Origin of the sequence: Devosia sp. 2618, assembly GCF_040546815.1 — a bacterium.
GTDB lineage: Bacteria > Pseudomonadota > Alphaproteobacteria > Rhizobiales > Devosiaceae > Devosia.
The window spans coordinates 1,817,624-1,842,768 of record NZ_JBEPOO010000001.1 but is presented as its reverse complement, the minus strand read 5'-3'; the positions used below and the strand labels follow the sequence as shown (position 1 = coordinate 1,842,768).

The window sequence follows — 25,145 nt, the reverse complement described above, 5'->3', positions numbered from 1 at the left end:
CGAAATCAGTGCCCAATTGATGAAGCCTATTGCTCTCGATCATTAATTAGTTAGGATGCCTAACGCTCATCGTCCGGGGAGGCGAGCCATAGACGGCTGGAGCGATAGGAGGACTTCATGAGGACCTACACCACACTGCGTGCGGCAATCGCTGGCGCTACTCTGCTGGCAGTCGGGTGCGGCGGAGCCGCATTTGCGCAGGATGTGACCCTGGAATATTGGGTCTATTCAGATTTCGCCCAGGGCGACGCGCTTGCCCTGCAGCAGGAGTTCATCAAGGAATTTGCCGACGCCCATCCTGGCGTCAAGATCAACATCACCGGCAAAGGCGATGACGATCTCACCGCCGGTCAGGTCGCCGGTGCTGCCAGCGGCAACGTCCCCGACGTGTTCATGAACGCCCAGCATATCGGCGCGCAGCTCGTCGAAGTCGGCGCTCTCGCCAATATCTATGACAAGTTCATGGCCCTGCCGGAAGACGTGCGCAACCAGTTCGACAAGGACGCGCTCGACACCTGTATGCCCAAGCCAGACGAGCTCTACTGCCTGCCCTATACCGGCTTTGGTTCGCTGCTGTTCCGCAACCTGACCGTGCTCGAAAAGGCCGGCGTCGACACCACGACGCCGCCTGCGACCTGGGACGAATGGTTTGCCCAGATGCAGAAGGTCAAGGAAGCCGGCATGTACGCCATCCCTGACGAAACACTGGTGTTCAACTCGATCGGCGAAATCTACGCGACCTCGGGCAACTCGGATACCTGGGGCTTTAACTGGGACAACCGCACCACCCGCATCGACGAAGCGACGATGACCAAGGTGCTGCAGAAGTTCGTCGATATGGTTCCGCTCAACACCGGCACCAGCCGCAATGACCAGGCCACCAAGGATCTTTTTATCTCCAACCAGCTGGCCTTTCACACTATCGGGCCATGGGTAAACCCAACCTATGCTGAAGCCGCCAAGACCAGCGGCCTCAAGTATGACTTCGTGCTGATCCCCGGCGACACCGCTGGCAAGACCGGCGGCGTGCGGAGCTACGAAATCGTCGGTGTGGCGCCTGGTCCAAACGAAGACGTCGCCTTTGAGTTCGCGTCGTTCATCACCGAAAAGACCCAGATGGCACGTTGGGCCAAGCTGCTGTCGCGTTACAATGCAAACGCCGCAGCCATGGCCGACCCCGAAGTTAGCGCTCTGCCGCTGATCAAGGTGTCGGTTGAAGCCGCCCATGGCGCCATGAACCTTGCCGCGCCTTACTTCGTGGACTCCGTGCCCAGCTGCTACAATTCGACAGTGATCGACTACGCCTCGGCCACCAGCGACGGCGAATACACGCCCGCCGAAGGCGCCAAGGAAATGATCGCCGAACTGAACGACTGCCTGGCTAACTAATCGGTCGAGTCTAATACACAACTGCGGCCGACTTTTGCGGTCGGCCGCAGCACAGACAGAGGCTGTTCATGTCGTTCCGTCGCTACTTGCCGCATTACCTGATGGTTGCCCCGTTCATGATATTGTTCGTGGCATTCTTCCTCTATCCGATCCTCAGTGGCCTGTTTTACAGCTTCCACGACTGGAACGGCGTCAAGGCGCCGGAATTCGTTGGCTTCGGCAATTACGACCGCATCCTTGTGTCGCGCGAGTTCCTGCGCGCTATGGGCAACCTGTTCTTTTACATCGCCATCACGGTGCCGCTCGGCATCTTCGTGGCGCTTGGTCTGGCACTGCTGGTCGATAGTTTTACCGGCCGCTGGGCGAACTTCTTCCGCAATGCCTTTTTCATGCCCGTGGTGCTGCCGGCCTTTCTCGCTGCCACTATCTGGCGCTGGATCTACGCCCCGAATTTTGGCCTGCTGAACATGATCCTGGGCTGGTTCGGCGTGCCCTCGATCAACTTCCTCAATGACACCGGAACCATGATCTACGCGCTGATCGCGGTGGATATCTGGGTGTCGGCGGGCTTCAACATGGTCATCATCCTGGCTGGCCTCAAGAACATTCCCACCGAGCTTTATGAGGCTGCGCGCCTCGATGGCGCAACCAAGCTGCAGCAGATCAGGCACATCACCATCCCCATGCTTGGGCCCGTGCTGTTCTTCGTTTTCACCTATGGCCTGATCTCGGCCATGCAGGTGTTCGACAAGCCATGGCTGCTGACCGGCTCGTCCTTCACCTCCTATGGCGGCCGCCGCAATGCGCTGCTGTTCCCGGTGATGGACATGATGGGCCGCGCCTTTGGTGGCGTGAAGTTCGGCGAAGCCGCCGCCTATGGCTTCCTGCTCACCGTCGCCATCGTCTTCGTCACCGCACTGATGTTTGCGCTGCGCGCATGGAGTGAACGCAAATGAGCCGCACCACCACCATGCGCAGCCCGATCACCATCTGGACTGTCCTCAAATGGACGCTGGCCATCGTCATCGCCATCATCGCCGTGTTCCCGATCTGGTGGATGTTCAACGTCGTTTTTTCGCAGCCCGGTGAGCCCGTTTCGCTCAACCCCCGGTTGTGGCCGACATCGTTCAGCGCCGGCATCGACAAGATCGGCATGATCTTTACCGAAACCGGGTATCTGGGCGCCTACGTCATCTCGATCTCTTATGCGCTGCTGACCATTGTCGGCGTGCTGGTGATCGCATCGCTTGCCGCGTTCGAGTTCTCGCTGTTCAATTTTCCCGGTCGCCGCGTCATGTTCGGCATCGTCATGCTCGCGCTGATGGTGCCAACGGCGGTCACGATCATCCCGACCTACCTGCTGACCACGCGACTGGGCTGGCTCAATACCATGCAGGGTCTTGTCGTGCCCGGCCTGGCATCAGCCTTCGGCCTGTTCATGCTGGTGCAGTTCATGCGGGCCGTGCCCAAGGAAATGATCGAGGCGGCACGGCTCGATGGGGCGGGGCACTTCCAGATCTATTGGCACGTGGCGCTGCCACTCTGCCGCAACGCCATGATCACCCTGGCCATCCTGACCTTCATCCAGACCTGGGGCAACTACATGTGGCCGCTGATCATCGGCACGCGCCCTGAAATGTACACGGTCGGCCAAGTGGTTGGCATGTTCAATTCGCCTCTTTCGCACCACACCGTCGATACGGTGATGACCGCAAATCTTCTGGCCGCAATCCCGCCGCTGCTCTTCTTCCTGATCTTCCAGCGCAAGATCGTCGAAGGCATCGCGATGTCGGGAACCAAGGGCTAATCGGAGCACGCACATGCCTTTCATCGACATTTCAGCCGTCTCCAAGACCTTTGGTAACACCAAGATTCTAGAGAACATCAACCTCGACATCAACCTCGACATCGAACAGGGCCAGTTCGTGGTTTTCGTCGGCCCTTCGGGCTGCGGCAAATCCACTTTGCTGCGCATGATCTCGGGCCTTGAGGACGTCAGCGCCGGCACCATCTCGATCGAAAACGAGGTCGTCAACGACGTGGAGCCCGCCTTGCGCGGCGTCGCCATGGTGTTCCAGTCCTATGCGCTCTACCCGCATATGACGACGTTCCAGAACGTTTCGTTCGGCCTGCGCATGGCGCACAAGACGCGCGATTTCATTGCCGGTCGTGTGCAGCAGGCGGCCGGCATCCTGCAGCTCGACAAGCTGCTTGAACGCAAGCCCGGCCAGCTTTCTGGTGGTCAGAAGCAGCGTGTCGCCATTGGCCGCGCCATCGTGCGCGAACCGCGGGTTTTCCTGTTCGATGAGCCGCTGTCAAACCTGGATGCGGAGCTGCGGGTGCAGATGCGCGCCGAATTGATGGACCTGCATCGTCGGCTCGGCACGACCATGATCTACGTGACCCACGATCAGGTCGAAGCCATGACGCTGGCCGACAAGATGGTGGTGATGAGCGGTGGCCGTATTCAGCAGGCCGGCGCGCCATTAGCCCTCTATGACGACCCGGACAACCAGTTCGTCGCGGGCTTTGTCGGATCGCCCAAGATGAACTTCCTGCCAGCGACGCTGGTGAGTGCAGACGCAGCTGGGGCTCATCTCAAAAGTATTGGGGGTGGTGGTTCAGCGGTATTGCCGATTGCCGATATCGCGGCCACGCCCGGTCCGGTGTCCATTGGCATTCGCCCCGAGCATTTGCGGCTCGTGGCTGAGGGAGCCGCTCCAGCTGGCCTCGTCCTTGAAGGCAAAGTCGTTATCGTCGAGGAGCTGGGCGCCGAAAGCTTTGTGCATCTCGATCTGCCCGACAACACCCGCATAATCGTGCGTGCCGGCCGCGACGCTGGTCGCCTTGGCCACACGGCGCGCGTTGCCTTGGACTTCGAGCGCGCGCTGTTGTTTGCGGCCGATGGTCTGCGGCTTCGGGGCAGGGGCTTGGTTCGGTAATGACCGCTCCCTTTATTCACGGCGCCGATGCCCTCATCGTGGGCGTCGACATCGGCGGCACCAAAACCCATCTGCGCGCCATTCCATTGGCGGGTGGCATCGAGCGCGACCTGCTGGTGCCGAGCGCCGATTGGCGCGTGCGCAGCTGGAACGATGACGCAACCAGCCTGATCGGCATGATGCTGCAACTGGCCGACGGCGCACCCATCGCCGCCATCGGCGTCGGTGCGCATGGTTGTGACGATGCCTCAGAATGCCTCGCGTTGCAGTCTGCCATTTCGGCCCGCACAACGAGCCCTGTGGAAGTGGTCAACGACGCCGAATTGATGCCGCTGGCGCTGAACCTGCCCGGCCAGATCGGCGTGGTCGCCGGCACTGGCTCGATTGCCGTCTGCCGTGGCCCCGATAGCGAAATGATGACCGCCGGCGGCTGGGGCTGGATCATCAGCGACGATGGCGGCGCTGGCGGACTGGTCCGCGACGCAGTCCGCACGGTTGCGGCACACTTCGACAGAGGCGGCGCGCGGGGCGAGCCGCTGGTCGAAGCGATCATTGAAGCGCTCGAACTGAAGTCGGTGCCGCGCCTTGGCACGGTGTTGGCGCAGTTGGGCAATGCTACGGCCGTCGGCGCACTTGCCGTGGCCGTATTCGATGCCGCCGAAAGCGGCTCAGAACTGGCAGCCGAGGTGATCCGTCAAGGCGGCAACGCCCTTGCCGAGCTTGCTGGTCATCTACATCGCCGTGGTGCCCGCGCCACCCACGCGGTGGCAGGCGGTAGCGTCATCGTCTCCCAGCCGCGCCTGTGGCAGGCCTTCGTCGATGGCCTCGCGGCCTCGACCCCGCAGATCACGCCACGCCTTTTTTCCGGCAGACCAGTGGAAGGGGCATGCCGCCTCGCCGCGCGTCTCGCCACGTCATCCACCCACGCCACTGCGAACTGACGCTCGCACTAGGCCTGACCTCCTCAAGCAAGGATATATTTGATGAGCTATCGCGCCACCATCGCCCGCCAGCCCGAGGCGCTGGCTGACACCTACAGCGCCGGCCGCGCCGAACTGGCCGGTCTCGATGTTTCCATTTTGGACAAACCGGTTATCGGCATCACCGGCATTGGCGCGAGCTTTGTCGCCGCTGTCGTCGGCGCCGCCGAACTGCAGACCAAGGACCGTCGCGCCTTCGCCATCCGCTCGGTGGATATGTATGACGGCCGCGATCTCTGCGACGCGCTGGTCGGCCTGTCGCATCGTGGCCGCAGTGTCGAGACGGTGGCAGCGCTGGAGCGCCTGCCGGCCGCCGCACGCCTCGCCATCACCAACGATCCGCAGAGCCCGCTCGCCAAGGCAGCCAACCTTCATCTCCGCCTCAACAATGGCGGCGACGCCACGCCATCAAGCACGGGCTACACCGCGACGCTGCTGGCCATGGGCATCGCGTTTGAGAAGCTGCTCGGCGAAGACGCCGACGCCTTTGCCCCGATCCCGGAGCTGGCGCGTGACGTGCTGTCGGACGCTGCAGACCACATGTCCCGCCTCGGCGAAACCTTCCGCAACCGTCGCGCCATCGACTGTGTCGGTGCCGGCGCGGCCCTCGGCACCGCCGATGGCGCTTCACTGCTGATCCGCGAAGCCTCGCGTATCCCAGCGGCGGCCTACGACACCCGCCACTACCTGCATGGGCCAATGGAATCGATGGATTCGAGCACCGGTGTCGTGGTGTTTGGCGCTGGTCGTGAGATCGAACTGGCACAGCATCTCGACGGCATCGCCTGCCCAACGCTCCTCATCACCACCGCTGATGGCGTGCAGAACGGCGAATACCTGACGGTCGTCAAGGTGCCAAAAGTCGACAACCTGATCGCCCAGGCCATCCTCGACATACTGACCGCCCAACTCTTCGCCGCCGAACTCTCCGACGCCGCCGGCCTCACCGACACCAAATTCCGCTACAAAATGAGCGACACCAAAGTCCCCCAACCCGAAGCGCACTGAGCGTATGGGCAAAACCTATGTGGCGGCGCGCGAATGTGCCGCTACATCAGATGAAGCATCGGGCGCGTCACTATTGCCGCACTGGAAATTCGTCTCCGTCGGTGCCAATTGCGTTCCAGAACTTCTCGAGGATCGGGCGTTCTCGGCGCGCGCGGCGGTAGAGGCGGACCTGGACTTTCATGTGCCACCGAGGCCCGCCAGCGGGCAGGAGGGTGCGGTTATCGAGCTGGGCGCTGATGCGGTCCTTGGGCATCCAGCTAATGCCGTTGCCGTGGATCAACAGACCAAGCAGGTTTTCCCCGTTGGTGCCGGCAAAGGCACGAACGGTGGGGGCGTGCAGATTGTCTATCAGCACGTCGACCATATGCCCGATGTAAGAACCGGGCAGGCGGGCCAGATAGGGAATTGCGCCGGGTACGTCGCGGTCGAGGTCAAATAGAGGTAGGCGCCCACTCCGGTCTGGGGCACTGACTGGAATGATGTGCTCGGTACCTAGTACACGATAGTCGAACTCGGGACGGTCAAAGGCCGTTGGCTGCTGGTCGGAACAATAGGTCATGAAGAAATCGACTTGGCCTTGCTGCAAGGCAATGCTGTCCTCGTTCCAGCTGCGCGATGAGATCATCAAAGGGATGATCCCCGGCATCATGGCCTTCTTGTGCGTGATCCATTGCGGATAAAATGACTGTGCCAGGCTGCTTGCGGACGAGAAGGTAATCTCATTCTGGCCCTTCTCTTCGAGACGCGTGGCGTTGTCCAACGCTACGCCGATGGCGGCGATGATCGCTTCACTGTCCTTGTAGAACTGCTCGCCAAGTGGCGTCAGTTCAATCGGCAGATGCTTTCGTTGGACCAGTTCTCCGCCCAGAACGCGCTCCAGTGAGCGTATGCGCTTTGAGAAAGCAGATTGGCTGATGCTGCGTTGACGCGCCGACAGGCTGAAGCTTCGGGCTTCAACAAGCGTGCGGAAATCTTCGATCCAGCCCAGGTCCATTATCGGGGAAACTCACGTCTATGCACTTTTTGGAATAACACTATTCCATATATGGGTTGGAACAGGCGTGCAAACACACAGTAGGTTTTTCTCCACGACGTGTGCCAACGGAGAATCCATTCTAACGATGCTCGCCTCTACACAATTTGCCCCCGTTGGCACCGAAACCGAAATCGTTCCGATGGCCAACTACGCGGCAGTTGCGTTGGAGCTGCCTTTGCCAGACGCTGTTGTCGAAAAGGCCAAGCATCATATCCTCGATACCCTCTGTGCCATGATCACCGGCGTGCATCTGCATGTTGGAGAGATGGCTTTGTCGTATTCCAATACGCTCGGCTCAGTGGAAGGGGCTAGCGTCGTGGGCAGTGATCGGCTGTTACACCCCGCAGACGCAGCGATGATCAACGGCATGATCGCTCATGCTGATGAAACCGACGATAGCCACCCGGCTGCTATCGGGCACCCTGGCTGCGCCATCGTTCCTGCAGCCCTTGCCGCCGCTGAACACAACGGTCGTTCAGGCGTGGACTTCCTCAAAGCGGTCGTGCTTGGTTACGACTACTATGCCCGCATGAACCTGGCCCTTGGCCCAGACCATATCTATGCCCGAGGTCACGGGCCTTATTCGATTGGCGGGAGCTGGGGCGCTGCGGCAGCTGCAGGCGCGCTTTACGGCATAGACGCAGAGCGGATGCGTTACGTGTTTTCCAACGTCGCACAGCAGACATCCGGCATTGCCACTTGGATGCGCGATGTCGACCACATGGAAAAGGCATTCCATTTTGGCGGTCTGCCGGCGCGGAATGGTGTGGCTGCGGCTGCGATGATTGCGCACGGTTTCAATGGCACCGACGACGTGATCCACGGGCGCGGCAATTTCATGGATGCATTCTCGGATGCGCCGCAGCGCAACCTGCTCGTTGACGGGCTGGGGAGCCGGTACGAGATCATACTGACCAATATCAAGAAGTGGTGCGTGGGCTCGCCAATTCAGGCGGCGCTGGACTCGCTTGAGTACTTGATGGCCGAGGAGGGGGTTGACCGCGACACCGTCGTGTCGGTGGAAGTGCTGCTGCCGTCGCATGTGCTCGATGTGGTCGAGGATCGCGGCGTTCCCGATATCAACTGCCGCCATTGTCTGGCGCTGATGTTGGTCGACGGCCGTTTTGGCTTCCACGCATCGCACGACTATACCCGGATGACTGATCCGGCGGTGGTGGCGATGAAGGCCAAGATCGCGCTGCTGCCGTCAGAGGAGCTGGCTGATGCCAAGCCCATTCGGCAGGCCATCGTTCGGGCAAAGCTCGTCGACGGCCGGACCGTCGAGCGCCGCACCTACGCCGTAAAGGGTGTGGTGGAACTGCCAATGGATCGCGCTGATGTCGTGCTCAAGGCGCGAGACCTTGTGGGTTCGCTGCTTGGCGAGCGCACAGATGCCTTCTTCGATTGTGTTTTTGGACTGGAGGATGTTTCAGACATCCGGGTCCTGCGTCGCTTTCTTCAATAGCTTGAGTTACAGAAAGGTGCCCACGATGTCGTTCTTTGCCTCCTCTCGTAAGCGTCTAGCGCGCTCCGCATCGGGCCTTGTGCTCCTTGCTGCGCTCGGAACATCGCCACTGCTGGCGCAGGATCTCGTGATGGGTATGGCCTCGGCGCCAACCTCGATCGACCCGCACTTCCATGCCAATAGCTCCAATATATCGATGACTGGTCAGGTCTTCGAGGGACTGACCTGGAAAGACGAATTCATGCAGCCGCACGCCGCGCTTGCGGAAAGCTGGGATGTGACCGAAGACGGCGTCTGGACCTTTCATCTGCGCCAGGGCGTGACCTTCCACGACGGCAAGCCGTTCACCGCTGACGACGTGATCTTCAGCTTTGAGCGCGTACCAACGATTACCGACAGCCCCAGCCCCTTTACGGCGCGCCTGGCTGACATCGAGTCCTATCGCGCGATAGACGAGCACACGCTGGAAATCGTCACCAAGGGCGCAGCGCCAAACCTGCCGATCAACCTGGCGGACGTGCAGATCGTTTCGCGCGCAGTCGGCGAGGGCAAGGCCACGGACGATTACGTCACTGGCGAAGCCATGATCGGCACCGGGCCTTACAAGTTTGTCTCGGCACGTATCGGCGAAGTCTACGAGTTTGCCCGTAACGACGCCTATTGGGGCGATACGCCAGCTTGGGAAACGGTCACCCAGCGTGTAATCGGGTCTGATCCAGCCCGCGTCGCAGCGCTTCTGGCAGGTGACGTTGATCTCATTTCCGACGTTCCCGTCACAGATTTTGCCGCCATCAGCGCGAAGCCAGACATGAAGCTCTGGTCAACAGGCACCAGCAGCATCGCATTCATCGCGCTGGACGTTGAGCACGAAAAGCCAATTCCTGGCCAGGCGACCGATCTTTCCGGCAACGATCTGCCGGTCAATCCAATGCTGGACCAGCGTGTCCGACACGCACTCTCGATGGCGATTGACCGTGTTGGTCTGGTCGAGCGCGGACTCTCGAACGACGCCTATCCGGCCAGCCAACTGGTGCCAGAGGGCATGTTCGGCTTCAACCCCAACATTCCGGTGGAGCCCTACAACGTAGAAGGCGCCAAGGCACTGTTGGCGGAGGCGGGCTATCCGGAGGGTTTCAAGATCGTCCTGACAACTTCAAACGATGACACGATGCGGGCACGCGCCATTCAGGCCGTTGCGCAGATGTGGACGCGGGCGGGTGTGCAGACAACTGTCGAGACCATGCCGCATGCGGTCTTCATTCCCAAGACCAACGATTTCGAGTTTGCGCACATGATCCATTCATGGGGCACCTCGACGGGCGAAGCCGCCTATACGATCCGTGGCATTGCAGGTACGCGCGACCACGACAAGGGTATCGGGACGTCCAACCGTGGACGTTACTCGAACGCTGAGGTGGATGCCTTGGTGGTCGAGGCTTCGGCGACCGTTGACGATGCTGCACGTGCAGCTCTGTTGCAGCGGGCAATGGAGATCGTGATCGTGGACGATTACGGCCTGATCCCGCTTTACAACCGCAAGGCCACTTGGGCCTCCAATGCTTCGGTGGTCTACACCCCATCGCGCGCCAATGTCAGCAATGCGCTGTTCGCTCGGCCTGCTGAGTAATTAAACCGGGATGCGGTGCCATGGGCGCCGCGTCCTATCCGCTATAGGCACGCAGAGCAGGGGGGCTCTATGACCGAAATGATCATTCGCAGACTGTTTCAGTCTGTCCTGACCCTGCTGGTGTTGAGTTTCATTACCTTTGCCGGCATCTACATGATCGGCAATCCGATGGAGGTGTTGGCTGACGAGTCCGCCACCGCCGCCCAAATCCAGGCAGCCACTGAGCGCCTCGGATTGGACCAGTCGCTCTGGGTGCAGTACTGGCGCTACATGGAGAGGCTGTTCTCCGGTGATTTTGGTCGCTCCTATGTGACCAGCCTGCCTGTCTCGACGATGATCTTGCAGCGTCTGCCGGCGACTCTCGAAATGACCATTGCATCGCTGCTGATCTCTGTGGGTATCGGCCTGCCATTAGGCATCATTGCCGGGGTTTTTCCAAAGAGCCGCTTTTCGCGTGGTGGTAGCGTCATCTCGGTCCTTGGCTTCAGCCTGCCCAACTTCTGGTTCGGCCTGATGCTGCTGCTCTGCCTGGCAGTCTGGTTGCCTATATTGCCCGCAATTGGGCGTGGGCAGACCGTGGAGATTAACGGTGTCGCTTGGAGCTTTCTGACCCGCGATGGTCTGGTTCATCTGATCATGCCTGCAGTGACGCTTGCCATCGGGAACATGGCGCTGATGTTCCGTCTTGCCAAGTCGGGGATGCAGGAAGTGATGCTGCTCGACTACATCAAGCTGGCGCGCATCAAGGGCCTGCCCACGCGCCGCATCGTTACCGTTCATGCCCTGCGCAATGTCATGATCCCGATCGTTACGATCATCGGGCTTGAGATTGGCGGGCTGATAGCGGGATCCATCATCACCGAGACTGTCTTCGCCTGGCCGGGTATCGGCAAGCTGCTGATTGACTCCATCAACATGCTCGATCGGCCAGTTGTGGTTGCCTATATGATCATCTTCACCTTCACTTTCGTTATCATCAATCTCATCGTTGACATCCTTTACATCGTGCTCGACCCGCGGACGCGCGAGGCGCTGCAAGGATGATTGCGACCACCACTCCCTCGCTGCGCGCGCGTCTCGCCGCCCACCCCATCGGTCGGTTCTGGGCGGAGTACTCTGAAAGCTATGCTGCGGTTTTTGGCATTGTGATCACGGTGATCCTGATCGCCATCGCCTTTCTGGCGCCCGTTGTTGCGCCGCAGAACCCCTATGACCTGATGCAGGTCGATTTCATGGACAGTGAACTACCACCCGGTTCAATCGGCGGCATGGGGCAAGTCTATGTTCTGGGCACCGACGCCAATGGTCGTGACATGCTGTCGGCGCTGCTGTTTGGTTTGCGCGCCAGTTTCATGGTTGCGCTCTCGAGCCTGGGCATCGCGCTGGTTTTCGGCACACTGATGGGGCTGGTCTCTGCCTATGCGGGCCGCTGGGTAGACTCTCTGATCATGCGCATTGTCGACATTCAGATGAGCTTTCCGACCATTTTGGTTGCGATGATGCTGATGGTTACCTTTGGCCGTGGCATCGACAAGACCATTTTCGCCTTGGCGGTGGTTCAATGGGCTTATTTTGCCCGCAACGTTCGGGCCTCGGCACTGGTCGAGCGATCCCGTGAATATGTGCTGGCCGCGCAACTCGCCCAGGTGCCGACCTTCCGCATTCTATGGCGGCATATTCTACCAAACTGCCTGCCACCGCTCATGGTCATCGCCTCCATTCAGCTGGCCTCGGCCGTTTCTATCGAGGCCTCCTTGTCCTTCCTCGGGCTGGGTATGCCGGTGACGCAACCGTCGCTTGGCATGCTGATCTCCAACGGCTTTGGCTACCTATTGGGCGGAAAATACTGGATCAGCCTCGCGCCGGGGATCGCGCTTGGCCTCACAGTTTTTGCCTTGAGCCTCATGTCCGACCGTCTGCGGGACATGTTCAATCCGAGGTTGAAGCGATGAATTTGCCTCTGCTCGAAGTCCGTAACCTGCAAACTCATTTCTTCACCAAGAATGGCGTGGTGCGTGCCGTCGATGACGTCAGCTTCTCCGTCAATCGCGGCGAGGTGCTCGGCTTGGTCGGGGAGTCCGGTTCGGGAAAAACCATCACCGGTTACTCAATTCTCGGTGTGTTGGACGAACCCGGTAAGATCACCGGTGGCGAGATCATACTGCGCGACGCCCAAGGCGGCGAGTTGTTGCTCAATGCACTGTCGGAAAAGCAACTACGCCAACTGCGTGGCAATCGGATCGCAATGATCATGCAAGATCCGATGATGTCGCTGAACCCGTCCCTTAGGATCGGCACGCAACTGATCGAGACGGTCTTGGCACATCGGCCCGTCGCCCGGTCCGAGGCGGAGCGGCGCGCAGTAGACGTCATGCAACGCGTTGGTATCCCTGACCCGGAACAGCGCATGCAGGCGTTTCCGCACGAGTTCTCGGGCGGGATGCGGCAGCGCATCGCCATCGCGATTGCCTTGATCAACGAACCCGACCTGATCATCGCCGATGAGCCTACGACCGCACTTGACGTAACCACCCAGGTTCAAATTCTGGCCGAGGTACAAAAACTCGCCCGAGAGACCGGTACTGCGTGGATATGGATCACCCACGACCTGGCAGTGGTCGCCGGATTGGCGCAAAATGTTGCCGTGATGTACGCAGGCAAGGTTGTTGAATTCGGCGAGACAGACGCCCTGCTCGACAACCCTAACCATCCCTATACACGCGGGCTGATCACGTCGATCCCAGGAGAGGGCGAGGTGGCCTCGGATCGCCGTCTCCGCCAGATTCCCGGCAACACGCCATCGCTGCTTAGTCTGCCCGACGGCTGCGCCTTCCGGCCACGCTGCCACAAAGCCACTCAGGAGTGCATAGCGCCGCCGCCCCTGCTGGCGCGCGATCTCGGTCGCCGCGCCGTCAGGTGCTGGAACCCACAAGAAAGTGCATTGTCATGACGGCCGAACATCAGATGGAGACCCTGCTCGAAATGCAGGGCATTCAGCATATCTTTGGCCGTCACGAGGATTGGGTCGACAAAGGTGTTCGCCTGCTGCGCGGCAAGCGCAAGCCTCCGGCGCGTGTACGGGCGCTCAATGGCGTTGACCTGAGCCTTCGCCGCGGCGAGGTGCTTGGCATTGCCGGAGAATCCGGCTGCGGCAAGTCAACGCTGGGACGAGCCATGGTTGGTCTGATGCGCCCGTCGAATGGGACAGTGACCTATCGTGGGGAGCCTGTGATGCGCTCGCGGCGCCCGAGACATCTGAAATTGCAGATGATCTTTCAGGATTCTGGCTCGGTGCTCAATCCGCGCTTGCAGGTCAAGGACCTGATTGGCGAAGGCCCCCTTTTGCATGGTCTCGTCAGTCGACGCGAGTTGAAGGACTTTGTCGCGGCACAACTGGAGACAGTGGGTATGCCGGCTGACGCGATGTCGCGATACCCACACCAGTTTTCAGGCGGACAGCGTCAACGCATCAATATTGCGCGTGTGCTGGCACTCCAACCTGAAACCATTGTCTGTGATGAGTCCGTGGCTGCTCTGGACGTTTCCATCCAGGCGCAGATCCTGAACCTCTTCATGGACCTCAAGGACAAGTTTGGTCTGACCTATGCCTTCATCAGCCATGACCTCGGCGTGTTACGGCATATCTCGGATCGCATCATGGTGATGTATCTGGGCCGTGTGGTGGAGGAGGGGCCTGCTGCCGAAGTTTTCGCCAATCCGCGCCATCCCTACACCCGCGCCTTGCTCGAGAACGCGCCCAAGCTATCGCGCCGCAATCAGGTGTTTCTGCCCGTGCCTGGTGAGGTGCCATCTCCACTCAACATGCCGTCAGGCTGTGCCTTCCATACGCGGTGTGGGATGCATCGTCCCGAATGTGCGGGACGGGTGCCTTCCCTGATCGGCGCACCGGGAACGCATCGGCACGCCTGTCCGGTTGTTGGAGTTGCAGCATGACGGACAGCCGTTGGGACGACACCGAAAGCGCGGACCTGATTGGCACTCGCGACGACCGTAGCGCAATGTTTGACCATCTGGTCGCTGCGACGCTGCGGCGGCAGGCGATTTCTCCGGCGAAAAACCGTCTGTTCGACATTGATGTACCACGCGACATGGGGCGCTACCGCAACCAGTTGCTCGATGCGAGCACACCGGCCGAGCTCTGGTATGCGCTAACCCTGCTGTCCAATACGCGGCATGATCGACATCTCCGCGTGCAGCCGGTGACCGACGGATTGCCCGTGCCCGATGAACTGAGCAGAAACCAGATACGCAACTATGGAGCGCTTCAAGAGTGCGAAGCGCTTCGCGTTGGCATAGAGCTGGCCACTGATTTCACCGAGGACCAGCCTTTCCTGTTTCTGGCAGCGAAGGACAAGTCCGTTGCACTGCCTGAGAACCTGTCCGTTGGCGCGCGGCTTCTCGCGGTAAACGACGTACCATTCGCCGACTACGCGACCGCCGTTGAACCCTATCATTGCTACTCGGTGCCCGCATTTTTCTGGTACCACCTGCCGCATCACGTGGTGCGGCAAGGGAGCGAGCTGCCTCACTATGGTGAAAGTCTGAAGCTGACCTTTGAGACGGACGACGAGCCCATTGGGGTGGACCTGAAATACGGTCCTTCCGCCGCATTCTCGCTTCCAAAGCCCCAACGCTATTCAGCCTGGACCCTTGTCGCCGAATGGGAGAGCTGTCGCCTCTATCGCTCACGAACGGCGCGTGTCATTGCTCTGGATTGGCTTGGCTTTGGACCAAACCTCTGCAACGACGTCGATGCCTTGATGGCATTCTGCGAGACGCACGACCTGCTGTCCCACGACATAGTCTTTGATGCCACCAGATGCCGCGGCGGCGACTATGGCGGCTATCTTCTCCGCGTGCTGGCAAAGAAGCGTTTTCGCATCAATCTAGGTGACCTTCGTCGCAGCGACGTAGTGCCATCGATCATCGATGAAGTCCTGAACGAGGATGCGGAAGCCGTCGCTGGCGGCAAATTGAATGCTGGCCAATTGGAAGCTGTCGGATGGCGCCGCGACTGGTTGCTGAACGCTGTGCGTGCATCGTTGGGTGAAGGCGGTTCGACACCGCTTGTGCCTTTCAAGTGTGCGCACCAGCCTATGACTGGGGACGGTTGGCTGGAGCCCGCACCGGTTCATTTCACGGGCTCGATGGTGATGCTGACCATGCCCTTCAGCGGATCGCATATCGATCAGGTTGCCGCCCAAATCTCTGACAACAGGATGTGTGTCGCCCATATCGGCATGCCGCTTGGAGGTTTCTCCAAGACCTGGGTTGGAACTGAGGTGCTAACGCTACCCACCGGCAAGCCAATTGTTGGTTTTGAATGGAGCTGCGGCAACACCGTCCGCCCCAATGGCCAGGTTCTCGAAAGCAATCCGGCCGTGCCGGATGTGCCTTACCCGGTAAGCCGCGCCAATTTCCGGAGCCATCACGACGACATGCTGGAGCAGGCCTGCGCCATTCTTGCGCGAGCCAGCTGACACTCACCTAAGATTGGGGATCATGATCGATGACCGCATCGAGACCAGTGCTCGCGAACAATTCTGCGCTCCTATGTGGTTCTCCTGAACTGCGTGCGCTTTTTCCCGCTGTCGCCGAGACCACCTATTTGTCCATCTGCGACAAGATGATTTTGGCTGATCCCATACGCCAGGGCGTCGACAGGTTTCTTGATCATCTTACCCATGCCTCAACTAACCGGGTTGGACACGAAGAGAAAGTCACATCGTCTCGCCGCCTCTTTGCGGAAATGGTTGGTGCCACTCCCGATGAGATTGCTGTGACGCGCAATGTTTCCGACGGCTTGAATAGCGTAGCGACGGCCTTCCCATTTGCGGAGGGGGATAATGTCTTGCTGGCCTTGGGGGCTGAGCACCCCAACAACATCTACCCATGGCTCCACCAACAACGGCGGGGCATCGAGTTGCGCAACGTGCGCGGCGTCGCGGGACGCATTGACGTCGATGCAATGATCGCCGCCATGGATAGCAGAACGCGATTGGTATCGGTCGCCTCGGTGAGTTTTGCCCCCGGTGAGCGAACAGATATCACTGCGTTGGGAACGGAGTGTCGCAAGCGGGGTATTTTTCTGCTCGTCGATGGTGTTCAGTCTGCCGGCATCCTGCACCATGACTTTTCCAATGAACCGATCGATGGCTTCGCTACGTCCACCAGCAAAGGCCTGCTCGGCCTTTATGGCTATGGTTTCCTGTATGTGAAACGCAATTGGCTCGACCGGCTGATGCCTGTTCACATGTCGCGCACAGGCGCTGACGCCGAAAACGACGATGCCTCAGCAATGGGAACCTACGATTATCGCCCGCGACCGGATGCGGGACGCTTTGAACTTGGCAGCTACAACCTCGCTGGCGCCTACGCTGCTGAGGCCTCGCTGACCATGCTGCTGGAGTTGGGAACGCGAGCGATCGAGGCGCATGTGCTGGAGCTTGCCGATGAGCTTCGCGACGGCCTCAACCGTCTGGGCCTGCCGGTCTTCGCGCCGCGTCTTCCATCGCACGTCATCACGCTGGGCGAAGTCGACGCTGGTGGTCATGGCTATTCCGCTGATCCTAGGATGACGCGGTGCCACGAGGTTCTAACGGAGGCTGGCGTCGTTAGTACCTTGCGCCGTGGCCAGTTGCGGATGGGGCTGCACTGCTACAACAATCGGTCAGATATCGACACAGTCCTTGAAGTCCTGCAGGATGCCCGGCGCATTGCTGGGCATTAGGCTCAAGAATCCTTCAGAATGCTGTGCAGTATGAGCAGGTCGGCGACCACATTGCCCGGGTCGTCATTCTGCGAGAATTCAAGCATCGCGAACCGCATGAACGGAAGCGATGAGCTTGCCTTTGAGGTTGTGCCTAGCAAAGCCTGCCAGTAGCTCCGGCCTTCGGAAAGGGGCAGGCGTAGGTGTTCCTTGGTCCAATAGAAGACATGTAGGTGACTGAGCACAGGCAGGATGGCGGTGAGCGCGTTTGATGCCGCTGGTAGCGATTGGCCGTAGTCGGGTTGCCAGTGTGAGAGTAGGTTTGCGCGGCCGACGCGCTCGATGAGGTCCAACGTTGATCGAGCGTCCTCGGTGAAGGTGCCGGGATGAAACTCCAGCGAGACTATTTTGCCGATGTCTGACGCGCGGTCGCAGAAGTCGGCCAGGTCCGAAGCGACGCGCTTAGCCGCATCGTCGCGTTCTGCGCCTGACAGCCCTTCGGTACTGCCGGCCCAGACCCTGATCATTGGTGCACCGAGCGATTCGGCGCTGATCAGGCACGCAACAAAATCGTCGCGCGCATCGGCTGAGCCGGCCCGTGCATAGGCACCGTAGGAGGGGATCGATAGCCCCGCATCGGCCGTCAGTCCGGCTGCGCGATGGGCTTTGTCCCGGTCGCCCGGAGGCACGTGAATGCGCGCTTCCCATTCGATGCCAGCCGCCTTGCCGGCTATGGCGCAGTTCACGACTTGCTGAGGATCAAGGTGCCGCAACGCAACCGAACACAGGCCGGGCATCAGACTCATGCGCGCGGGCTCGGAGTTGCGACGGAACCACGAAGGATCAGACGTGGGCGGAAGATCACTGTCTTTTCATGCAGCTCGGCATTTTCCATGCGGTCAATGATCTGACGTGCTGCAGCGCGACCCATCTCGTCGCAGGGAACGTGCAGGGTTGTCAGGCCTGGCCCGATGATGGAGGCGTGCGGAAAGTCGTCAAAGCCGATGATCGAGACGTCACGCGGCACTCGGACGCCGGCCTCGATCAGCGCCGAATAGACGCCGAGCGCGATAAGGTCATTGAGGCAGAACAGCCCGGTGGGTAGGCGAGGATGCTTGGCGACGAAGGCGCGCAGCTGGGTCTCGGCAACCATCGGGTCGTTTGCTCCGAGTTCGATGATCTCGCAGTCACCTTCAGGCACGCCAAGCTCTGCAAGACGTTCCAGAAAACCGCTTCGCCGGGCCCAAAGCGTGCGGGATTTGGTTGGGAAGGAGAAGTAGCAAAACGTGCGATGGCCGTGTTCGTAAAGGCAATCTGCTGCCGCGCGGCCACCCGCCAGATTGTCCGGTACGAAGCGGTCAGCGCCGGCATCGGGGCCGCCTTGCACGTTCAGTAGCACGCAGGCGCGGCCGACTTTGGTCAATCGCTCCAAGAGGAGCGTTGCAGGTTCGCCAAGCAGGATACAGCCGGACTCTGGGTTTTCTTCGAGCACCTGGTCGACAATCCGGTCGCGGGCTTCACTGTTGTCTTCGGGTATGCAGCACAGTTCGATTGCCTGGCCGACAGCGTCGAGCTCGGCGCGAATGCCCTGCAGAAAACCGAGATAGTAGTAGCTGGAGACGCCGGACAGATAATGACCGGGGCAGAAGACCAGCACCGGTCCTCTGGCTTCGCCGGCGCGCGGTGCACGCTTGTCAGCGACGTAGCCTGCCGCTTGCGCCACGCTCAGCACATGCGAACGGGTTGATGCGCCGACCCCCGGTGCCGATGACAAAACGCGCGACACGGTGGACACGGAGACGCCTGCGCGGCGCGCAATATCGATCTGGTTCAATTTCGGCGCTTCAGCTGCGTCGTCGGCAAGCGCACTGTCTGAGACGGCGTGGTCATCGTTTATCATTGCGTCCCTCAAATCGAATGCTCAGGCGATACGGTCAAGCTGGCGAAGTTCGACCCGGCCGGGCACGGCTTCACCCTGCAGAAAAGCCCGAATGGCCGAAATGACACCATTGCCATGGCGGTGCAACTCCGTGGAACCCGATCCGGCAATGTGCGGCGTTAGCAGCAGGTTGGGAAGGGACCATAATGGACTGTCCCCATCCGGCACCTCAGGCCACGTCGTGTCGACGACGGCCTGGATGTGATCGCGCTGCAGAGCGTCAATCAAAGCAGCCTGATCGACCAATGCCCCACGGGCGGTGTTGATCAGCGTTGCGCCTGGTTTCATGGAATTTATGCGTTTGGCATCGACCAAATTATGGGTTTCCGGCAGGAGTGGCGCATGCAGCGAAATGCAATCTGAACGCTCGAACAGCGCGTCAAGAGACACCTTCTCGACGCCCATTTCAGCGGCCTCTTCGGCGCTAAGGTAGGGATCGGCAATAAGCACGGTCAGATCGAATGGCTGAAGAAGTTTGGCGACCAGCCGGCCGATTGTCGATGCGCCAACCAGGCCGACAACACGACGATAGTTTCCAAGTTCGCAATAGCGCCCCAGCACCGCGTCGCGCCCCTCTTTCAGCTCGGAATAGGTGCGGGCAAGATCCAGAATGCGTTTGTTCGACAGCAGGATGGTGGCGAGCGTGAACTCGGCGACGGGTATGGCGTTTTGGCTAGTGCAACTGCTGACTGCGATGGTGTCGCTGAGACCTCCATCCGGTAACAGCGACTTTACGGTGCCGCCGGAATGCGCGATCAGGCCAAGATTGGGCAGGGCTGCCAGAGTGGTGCCAAGTATCTTGGGCGTCGGCCAGCCGGTGATAAGCACCCGCACGTCGGACGGGGAGATGCCCATTGCATTGAGTTCTCCCAGAAAATCGGGACGAGACAGGTCGATGGGCCGGGCCAAAACCAACTCGCCCAGCGCGGCCTCTTCTGCGGACCCGAATACCTGCCGGCGATAAGTGTCGTCAAAAGCCATCAGGGCTACGGGCAGGTTTGTGTCAGAGTGCATGGTCTAATGCCTCCCGCGCTCGTGCAAGGGCGGCATCAAGGTCAGGTCGTTCTGCCAGTCGTTCCCGCGCATCGGCGCCTTTCGCGGCGAAGACGAGTGTGAAGTAGTCGACGTTGCCGGGTTCGATAGTGCCCAGCAATTGCGGCACGGCCCCGCGACGGTGAATCAGGTTGGTGTTGGGCAGGGCGTAAAAAATCTGCTGCTGCCGCAGTCCTGTAGGATCTTCGACGCTGCTAAGACCGTCGTCGGTTTCGATACAGTTCTGGCCAAGCTGCGGCATAATTGAGTTGCCGCCCAGTTCGTCCGATATGGCGACGGCAAAGCCGCCCTCACGGGTCATCAGCTTGCGACCGGTTTCAATCCGGTGTGCTCTCAGATGCCAGCGTCCGAGGGGAGCAAGCCACGTGGTGATGCGCACGTCATCAAAGGGCTCCCACTGGCAGAGCAGGCCGTCATCGAAGGTCTGTTGCGCGGTAACCCGCTCGCGGACGCGGAAGTGCTGGCCGTCATCGGACAGCGCCAGCATGGAATCGACGGATGCCTGTTCCAACACTTCCGTGTTCTCTACAGAGAAGCCGAAAGCCGAGGAATAGGCGAACTTGGCGTATTTTTCGATGCATTTGGGAAAGCCGATATTGGTCTGACCGCTGGAAAGCGCCCAGGCGTGGCTATCGTCGCGCGTAACGATCATCATGGGGTGCTTTTGCACGCGATGGGTCGTGCCAGCATCTGCTTCTATTTCCTCGGCCTGCCAGAATGGGTGATCGTCGGGCAGTGCCAATGGCAGGAAGACCTTAGTCGCCCAATAGGGCGATGCTGCAGAATTGTAGCTCTCGGCCATGATCAGGTTTGGATAGCCGTAGCCGACGGACAGAACGCCATCGCGATCAAAGATCGGGCGGTTCTGCCACCAGCGCAGATGGGACAACCACAGGTTCTTGATCCGGCCCCAAGGCAGGGCCTCCACTCCGGCATAGGCCAGCGCGCCCCAGAATGCGCCTTGGGCAAAGCGATAGTTCATTGACCGCCCAAATGGGATCGCTCCGCCATCGCGGGCGAACCAGAGTTCGAAATCGGCTGCAAATTCGCGGGCACGTTCGCGCCAGGTGTCCAGCATTGGTGCAGTCGTGGGTGTCGGGTGGGCGGATAGCAACAGGCCATAGTAGTGCAGGGCGAACGACACGTAGTAGTCGAGCTGCGGACGGTTGCCGTCCGAATACCAACCATCGCCGCGCCAGAAGCTCTCGATGGCCGCCAACGAATCCGTGTCAGCGGAGGCGCTTGGCGTTCGGCCATGAACCTCCGACGCCCTGTTCACGATCAGCCGAAAGAAGTGCCAGTTATTTGGCGGAATGGCGCGTTCATTGATGTTGGAAAGCCAGGTGAGCAGGCGCTCCTTAGCCTCAGGCTGCAAGGCTGCAAAACCAGATGGGTTGGCGATCAGTCCATAGGCAATCGCCGCCATTTCGACGAAGCGCTGGTCGTTGTTGTCGAAATTGCCGCCCCAGTATTCCGGGTTATTTGGATCGGTGCCGGCAGCCAGCCCGGCATTGATCCGACTCCAGTCGACTGCTGCGCCACCTTCCGCCAAAGGAACTAGGCCCCAGAGGCGACGGGAAAAGCCTTCGAGTTCGGCGCCCGACGTCTTGTAGAGCACGCCATGGCCACCGAGTTTGACGCGGGCGCCGCCGGGACTGACATAGGCCTCAAGCGGACGCACCAGATCGCCGAGCAAGCGGGCTGCGTCTTCCCGTGTGCGCAATGGGTTTTGTGCGAATGAATCCAAAATCACGGCTTATGCTCCCTGGAGCGATAGTGTGTCTGCGTAGTGGCAGGCAACGCGGCGATCACCGACCTGGGTCAATGCTGGCGTCTTGCTGGAGCAGAGTGCGGTGGCGTATGGGCAGCGGGGGTGGAAGTGGCATCCCGAAGGCGCATTCATGGCGTCCGGCACTTCGCCTCGTGCCAGCGGTGTGCCTTTGGAACGACCTCGTGTGGGGTCCGCCTGCGGCACGGCGGAAAGCAGCGTCTCGGTATAGGGATGCAGCGGCCTAACGTAGAGCTCGGCAGCGGGTGCCTCTTCGACGAGACGCCCGAGATACATAACGCCAACGCGGTCCGAGACATGGCGGATAACACTCAAGTCATGGCTGATGAACAACATGGTAAGCTGTCGCTCCGATTTGAGGTCTGACAGCAGATTTAGCACCTGCGCCCGCACCGACACGTCGAGGGCGGACACGGCTTCGTCGGCAACCACCAGCTCCGGGTTGAGGATCATCGCCCGGGCGATGACGATGCGCTGGCGCTGACCACCCGAGAAGGCATGCGGATAGCGCTCGCCCGCCGATGGAGACAGCCCCACACCACACAGGGCGGCGTTGACGCGATCGCGGATCTCGCCCTGGTCGCGCAAACCGGACTGGATCAAGGGATCGGCTAGAATGCGGAACACCGAAAAGCGTGGGTTAAGTGCGCCAAAGGGATCCTGGAAAATAAAGCGCACGCGGGTCCAGAAGGCGCGATTGGCATTGCGATCCTTCTTCCATGGCGTGGCATTGGCACCATCAAAGGCGATTTGGCCGGCACTCGGGGCAGCTATACCCAGGACGGCGCGGGCCAGAGTCGACTTTCCACAACCGCTTTCGCCAACGATGCCGTAGGTTTCGCCACGCCGCACCGTCAGGCTGACACCATCAAGTGCTTTCAGCGGGATTGGCGCGCTGCCGAAACGGCCAGAGCGGACATGATAGGTCTTTGAGAGATCACGCAGCTCCAGAAGAGCTGCGCCCGGTGCGATGGCTTCGCGTTGCAGCTCTAATGCCGGTTCGTCATCAAATGCGAGTTGCCCGGCATTGTGGCACCGCACCATGCCTTTGCCTTTTTGGCTTGGTTCTAGTTGTGGCGGGATGCGGTCGCACAGTCCCGGTGTGGCAATGGGACAGCGGGGATGTAGCGCACAGCCGGCCGGCCGGCGATCAGCAGCTGGAACGACGCCTGGCACCGAGGGCAGATGGCGCCGGCCTGCTGGCGGGTGCAGGCTCGGAATGGCCTTGAGCAAGCCCTGGGTATAGGGGTGCTGCGGCGCAGCGAAGATTTCCTCGACCGATCCGCTCTCAACGGTCTCGCCGGCATAGACTACCGTGACTTCGTCAGCGATCTGGGCGACGACGCCGAGATCATGGGTGACAAAAACCAGCGCCATGTCGCGTTCTTCGCGCAGCTTGGACAGCAGGTCGAGGACCTGGGCCTGCATGGTCACATCGAGCGCGGTGGTCGGTTCGTCGGCAACCAGCAGGCTTGGTTCGCTGGCAAGGGCGACCGCAATCATGGCGCGCTGCAACTGGCCACCGGACAGTTCGAACGGGTAGCTCTTCATCCGTCGCGAAGGGTTAGGGATGCCGACCTCATCCAGACCGGCAATCGCGCGCTCTTCAGCCTCCTTGCGGGAACATGCCTTGGTATTGCGGATCATTTCGACCAAGTGGTCGCCAATCGAGTGAACCGGGCTGAACGCCGCCATCGGTTCCTGAAAGATCATCGAGATTTCCGCGCCACGCAGGCGACGGAACGTCTTGCTGGATTGATCGAGGCCAACAAGCTGCTGGGGCACTGCGCCGTTGGTGCCATGGTAGAGGATAGAGCCGCTCAGATGCGCGGCGCTGGGCAACAGGCCGAGCAGTGCTCGCGCCATGATCGACTTTCCGCTGCCACTTTCACCCACCACGCAATGCGTTGTTCCGCGCGATACACGCAGGGACATATCATGCAGCGCCTGCACGGTACCGCGGTCGGTGTCGAACGAGAGTTGCAGATTGCTGACCTCGAGCGCGAGGCTCTCGGCAAGCGCGGCTTTATTTGTATGGATCTGCAGCATCGCGGAGCCCGTCCCCTAGAAAGTTCATTGCGAGAATGGCGATCACGGTCACGACGCCAGAGGCAAATAGCCAAGGCGCGGTGGCGATCGAGCGAATATTTTGGGCTTCCTGCATCAGCACGCCCCAGGACACGAAGGGTGGACGCAGCCCAAGACCCAGAAAGCTCAGCGCAGTTTCTGCAAGGATCATGCCGGGGACCGCGAGGGTGGCGGCGGCGATGATGTGGCTGGCAAAGGACGGTGCCATGTGGCGCAGGATGATCCCGACGTCGCTGCCGCCATCCAATCGTGCAGAGAGTACAAAATCTTCCGAACGCATCGCCATGAAGCGGCCACGCACTACACGCGCCAGTTCGGTCCACCCCACGATGGCAAGGATCAGTGTCAGGATGAAGTAAACGAGCAGGGGTGACCAAGTCGGTGGAACCGCCGCTGCCAGTCCGAGGAAAAGTGGAATGGTCGGGATAGCGCGGATGAACTCGATGCTGCGCTGGATGGCAACGTCCCACCAGCCCCCCAGATAGCCCGATAGGCCACCCAGCAGGATGCCGAGAAAGAGGCTGATGCCGACGCCGATCAGGCCAATGCTTAGCGAAATGCGGGTTCCATAGATCAGGCGCGAGAGCACGTCTCGTCCCAGACGATCGGAGCCGATCAGGAACATCGGCTCTGCCCGATCGACGGGCCCAATCAGATGGTGCCGCATCGGGATCAGGCCAGCCAGCATGTAAGGATCTGATTCAACGAACAGGGTGACCGGCACAATGGATGCGTCGTCGGTCCCAGCCACAAAGCTGCGGCTCATGGTGTCGAGGTTCAGTTCGGACTCATATTTGCGGACATGCAGCCCCCATTGCCGATCGCCGGCGTCATTGACCCAGGTCAGCGACAGGGCCTGTGGTGGTGCGAACCCATAGTTCCGGAAGAGCTGTGCATCGCTATAGGGCGCTACAAACTCGGCAAATATCGAGATCAGATAGAGCAGGATTACAATCGCTCCGCCGAGAACGGCGAGGCGGTTTCTGCGGAAGCGCCGCCACATCAGAACCCATGGGCCATCGCTACGCGTTTGCACGTCATCAATGGGGGCGGTGGTGCCCACGGCTTGTGCGCCAAGTGAGGGGTTTTGCATGTTGGA

The 25,145-nt window shown here is 60.3% G+C and carries 21 protein-coding genes; 14 read left to right on the top strand and 7 right to left on the bottom strand.

Features of this window, described 5'->3' with window-relative positions; all coding sequences use genetic code 11:
- Nucleotides 1-117: 117 nt before the first annotated feature.
- The 6 genes from ABIE28_RS09285 (at nt 118) to ABIE28_RS09260 (ending at nt 6,319) form a co-directional block, all read left to right on the top strand.
- Nucleotides 118-1,389: an ABC transporter substrate-binding protein gene (locus ABIE28_RS09285; RefSeq protein ID WP_354062213.1), complete on the top strand. Its 1,272-nt coding sequence runs from the start codon at nt 118-120 to the stop codon at nt 1,387-1,389.
- A 68-nt stretch (nt 1,390-1,457) separates the two neighbouring features.
- Nucleotides 1,458-2,345, top strand: a complete 888-nt coding sequence (locus ABIE28_RS09280; protein WP_354062211.1) for a carbohydrate ABC transporter permease — start codon at nt 1,458-1,460, stop codon at nt 2,343-2,345.
- The gene (locus tag ABIE28_RS09275) at nt 2,342-3,196 is read left to right on the top strand and encodes a carbohydrate ABC transporter permease (protein WP_354062209.1); all 855 of its coding nucleotides are present in this window, start codon (nt 2,342-2,344) and stop codon (nt 3,194-3,196) included. Before ABIE28_RS09280 ends, ABIE28_RS09275 begins: the two co-directional genes overlap by 4 nt.
- Nucleotides 3,197-3,209: 13 nt before the next feature.
- Complete coding sequence (locus ABIE28_RS09270; RefSeq protein WP_354062207.1) at nt 3,210-4,331, top strand: ABC transporter ATP-binding protein; 1,122 nt, start codon at nt 3,210-3,212, stop codon at nt 4,329-4,331.
- A complete protein-coding gene (locus ABIE28_RS09265; protein ID WP_354062205.1) occupies nt 4,331-5,272 on the top strand; it encodes an N-acetylglucosamine kinase in 942 nt (313 codons plus the stop codon). The genes ABIE28_RS09270 and ABIE28_RS09265 overlap by 1 nt, the downstream gene beginning before the upstream one ends.
- Before the next feature lie 42 nt (nt 5,273-5,314).
- On the top strand, nt 5,315-6,319 hold the full coding sequence (locus ABIE28_RS09260) for an SIS domain-containing protein (protein ID WP_354062203.1): 1,005 nt from the start codon (nt 5,315-5,317) through the stop codon (nt 6,317-6,319).
- Between the two features lie 70 nt (nt 6,320-6,389).
- Here ABIE28_RS09260 and ABIE28_RS09255 read toward each other — a convergent pair whose 3' ends face one another.
- Nucleotides 6,390-7,313, bottom strand: a complete 924-nt coding sequence (locus tag ABIE28_RS09255; RefSeq protein ID WP_354062201.1) for a LysR family transcriptional regulator — start codon at nt 7,311-7,313, stop codon at nt 6,390-6,392.
- 127 nt (nt 7,314-7,440) lie between these two features.
- On the opposite strand from ABIE28_RS09255, the gene ABIE28_RS09250 reads away from it, so the two are divergent.
- From ABIE28_RS09250 to ABIE28_RS09215, 8 genes are all read left to right on the top strand, one after another.
- Nucleotides 7,441-8,820 carry an MmgE/PrpD family protein gene (locus ABIE28_RS09250; RefSeq protein WP_354062199.1) on the top strand — a complete coding sequence of 460 codons (1,380 nt, stop codon included), beginning with the start codon at nt 7,441-7,443 and terminating at the stop codon, nt 8,818-8,820.
- A 25-nt stretch (nt 8,821-8,845) separates the two neighbouring features.
- The gene (locus tag ABIE28_RS09245) at nt 8,846-10,447 is read left to right on the top strand and encodes an ABC transporter substrate-binding protein (RefSeq protein ID WP_354062197.1); all 1,602 of its coding nucleotides are present in this window, start codon (nt 8,846-8,848) and stop codon (nt 10,445-10,447) included.
- Nucleotides 10,448-10,516: 69 nt separating this feature from the next.
- A complete protein-coding gene (locus ABIE28_RS09240) occupies nt 10,517-11,491 on the top strand; it encodes an ABC transporter permease (protein ID WP_354062195.1) in 975 nt (324 codons plus the stop codon).
- Entirely contained in the window at nt 11,488-12,399 is a 912-nt protein-coding gene (locus ABIE28_RS09235) for an ABC transporter permease (protein WP_354062193.1), read from the top strand. The genes ABIE28_RS09240 and ABIE28_RS09235 overlap by 4 nt, the downstream gene beginning before the upstream one ends.
- The gene (locus ABIE28_RS09230; protein ID WP_354062191.1) at nt 12,396-13,397 is read left to right on the top strand and encodes an ABC transporter ATP-binding protein; all 1,002 of its coding nucleotides are present in this window, start codon (nt 12,396-12,398) and stop codon (nt 13,395-13,397) included. The genes ABIE28_RS09235 and ABIE28_RS09230 overlap by 4 nt, the downstream gene beginning before the upstream one ends.
- Nucleotides 13,394-14,401: an ABC transporter ATP-binding protein gene (locus ABIE28_RS09225; RefSeq protein ID WP_354062189.1), complete on the top strand. Its 1,008-nt coding sequence runs from the start codon at nt 13,394-13,396 to the stop codon at nt 14,399-14,401. The genes ABIE28_RS09230 and ABIE28_RS09225 overlap by 4 nt, the downstream gene beginning before the upstream one ends.
- Entirely contained in the window at nt 14,398-15,948 is a 1,551-nt protein-coding gene (locus ABIE28_RS09220) for a hypothetical protein (RefSeq protein ID WP_354062187.1), read from the top strand. Before ABIE28_RS09225 ends, ABIE28_RS09220 begins: the two co-directional genes overlap by 4 nt.
- Before the next feature lie 29 nt (nt 15,949-15,977).
- Nucleotides 15,978-17,198 (top strand): aminotransferase class V-fold PLP-dependent enzyme, encoded by a 1,221-nt coding sequence (locus tag ABIE28_RS09215; RefSeq protein WP_354062185.1) that lies wholly within the window; start codon nt 15,978-15,980, stop codon nt 17,196-17,198.
- A gap of 2 nt (nt 17,199-17,200) precedes the next feature.
- On the opposite strand, the gene ABIE28_RS09210 is transcribed toward ABIE28_RS09215, so the two are convergent.
- From ABIE28_RS09210 to ABIE28_RS09185, 6 genes are read right to left on the bottom strand one after another with little or no spacing between them, the layout of a single operon-like run.
- Nucleotides 17,201-17,983, bottom strand: a complete 783-nt coding sequence (locus ABIE28_RS09210; RefSeq protein WP_354062183.1) for a sugar phosphate isomerase/epimerase family protein — start codon at nt 17,981-17,983, stop codon at nt 17,201-17,203.
- Nucleotides 17,980-19,077 carry a LacI family DNA-binding transcriptional regulator gene (locus ABIE28_RS09205; RefSeq protein ID WP_354062181.1) on the bottom strand — a complete coding sequence of 366 codons (1,098 nt, stop codon included), beginning with the start codon at nt 19,075-19,077 and terminating at the stop codon, nt 17,980-17,982. Before ABIE28_RS09205 ends, ABIE28_RS09210 begins: the two co-directional genes overlap by 4 nt.
- Before the next feature lie 21 nt (nt 19,078-19,098).
- Nucleotides 19,099-20,097, bottom strand: coding sequence for a hydroxyacid dehydrogenase (locus ABIE28_RS09200; RefSeq protein ID WP_354062179.1), 999 nt, complete (start codon nt 20,095-20,097; stop codon nt 19,099-19,101).
- A gap of 22 nt (nt 20,098-20,119) precedes the next feature.
- Entirely contained in the window at nt 20,120-21,922 is a 1,803-nt protein-coding gene (locus tag ABIE28_RS09195; protein WP_354062177.1) for a DUF2264 domain-containing protein, read from the bottom strand.
- A gap of 3 nt (nt 21,923-21,925) precedes the next feature.
- The gene (locus ABIE28_RS09190; RefSeq protein ID WP_354062175.1) at nt 21,926-24,007 is read right to left on the bottom strand and encodes a dipeptide ABC transporter ATP-binding protein; all 2,082 of its coding nucleotides are present in this window, start codon (nt 24,005-24,007) and stop codon (nt 21,926-21,928) included.
- Complete coding sequence (locus tag ABIE28_RS09185; protein WP_354062173.1) at nt 23,985-25,139, bottom strand: ABC transporter permease; 1,155 nt, start codon at nt 25,137-25,139, stop codon at nt 23,985-23,987. The genes ABIE28_RS09190 and ABIE28_RS09185 overlap by 23 nt, the downstream gene beginning before the upstream one ends.
- Between the last annotated feature and the right edge of the window lie 6 nt (nt 25,140-25,145).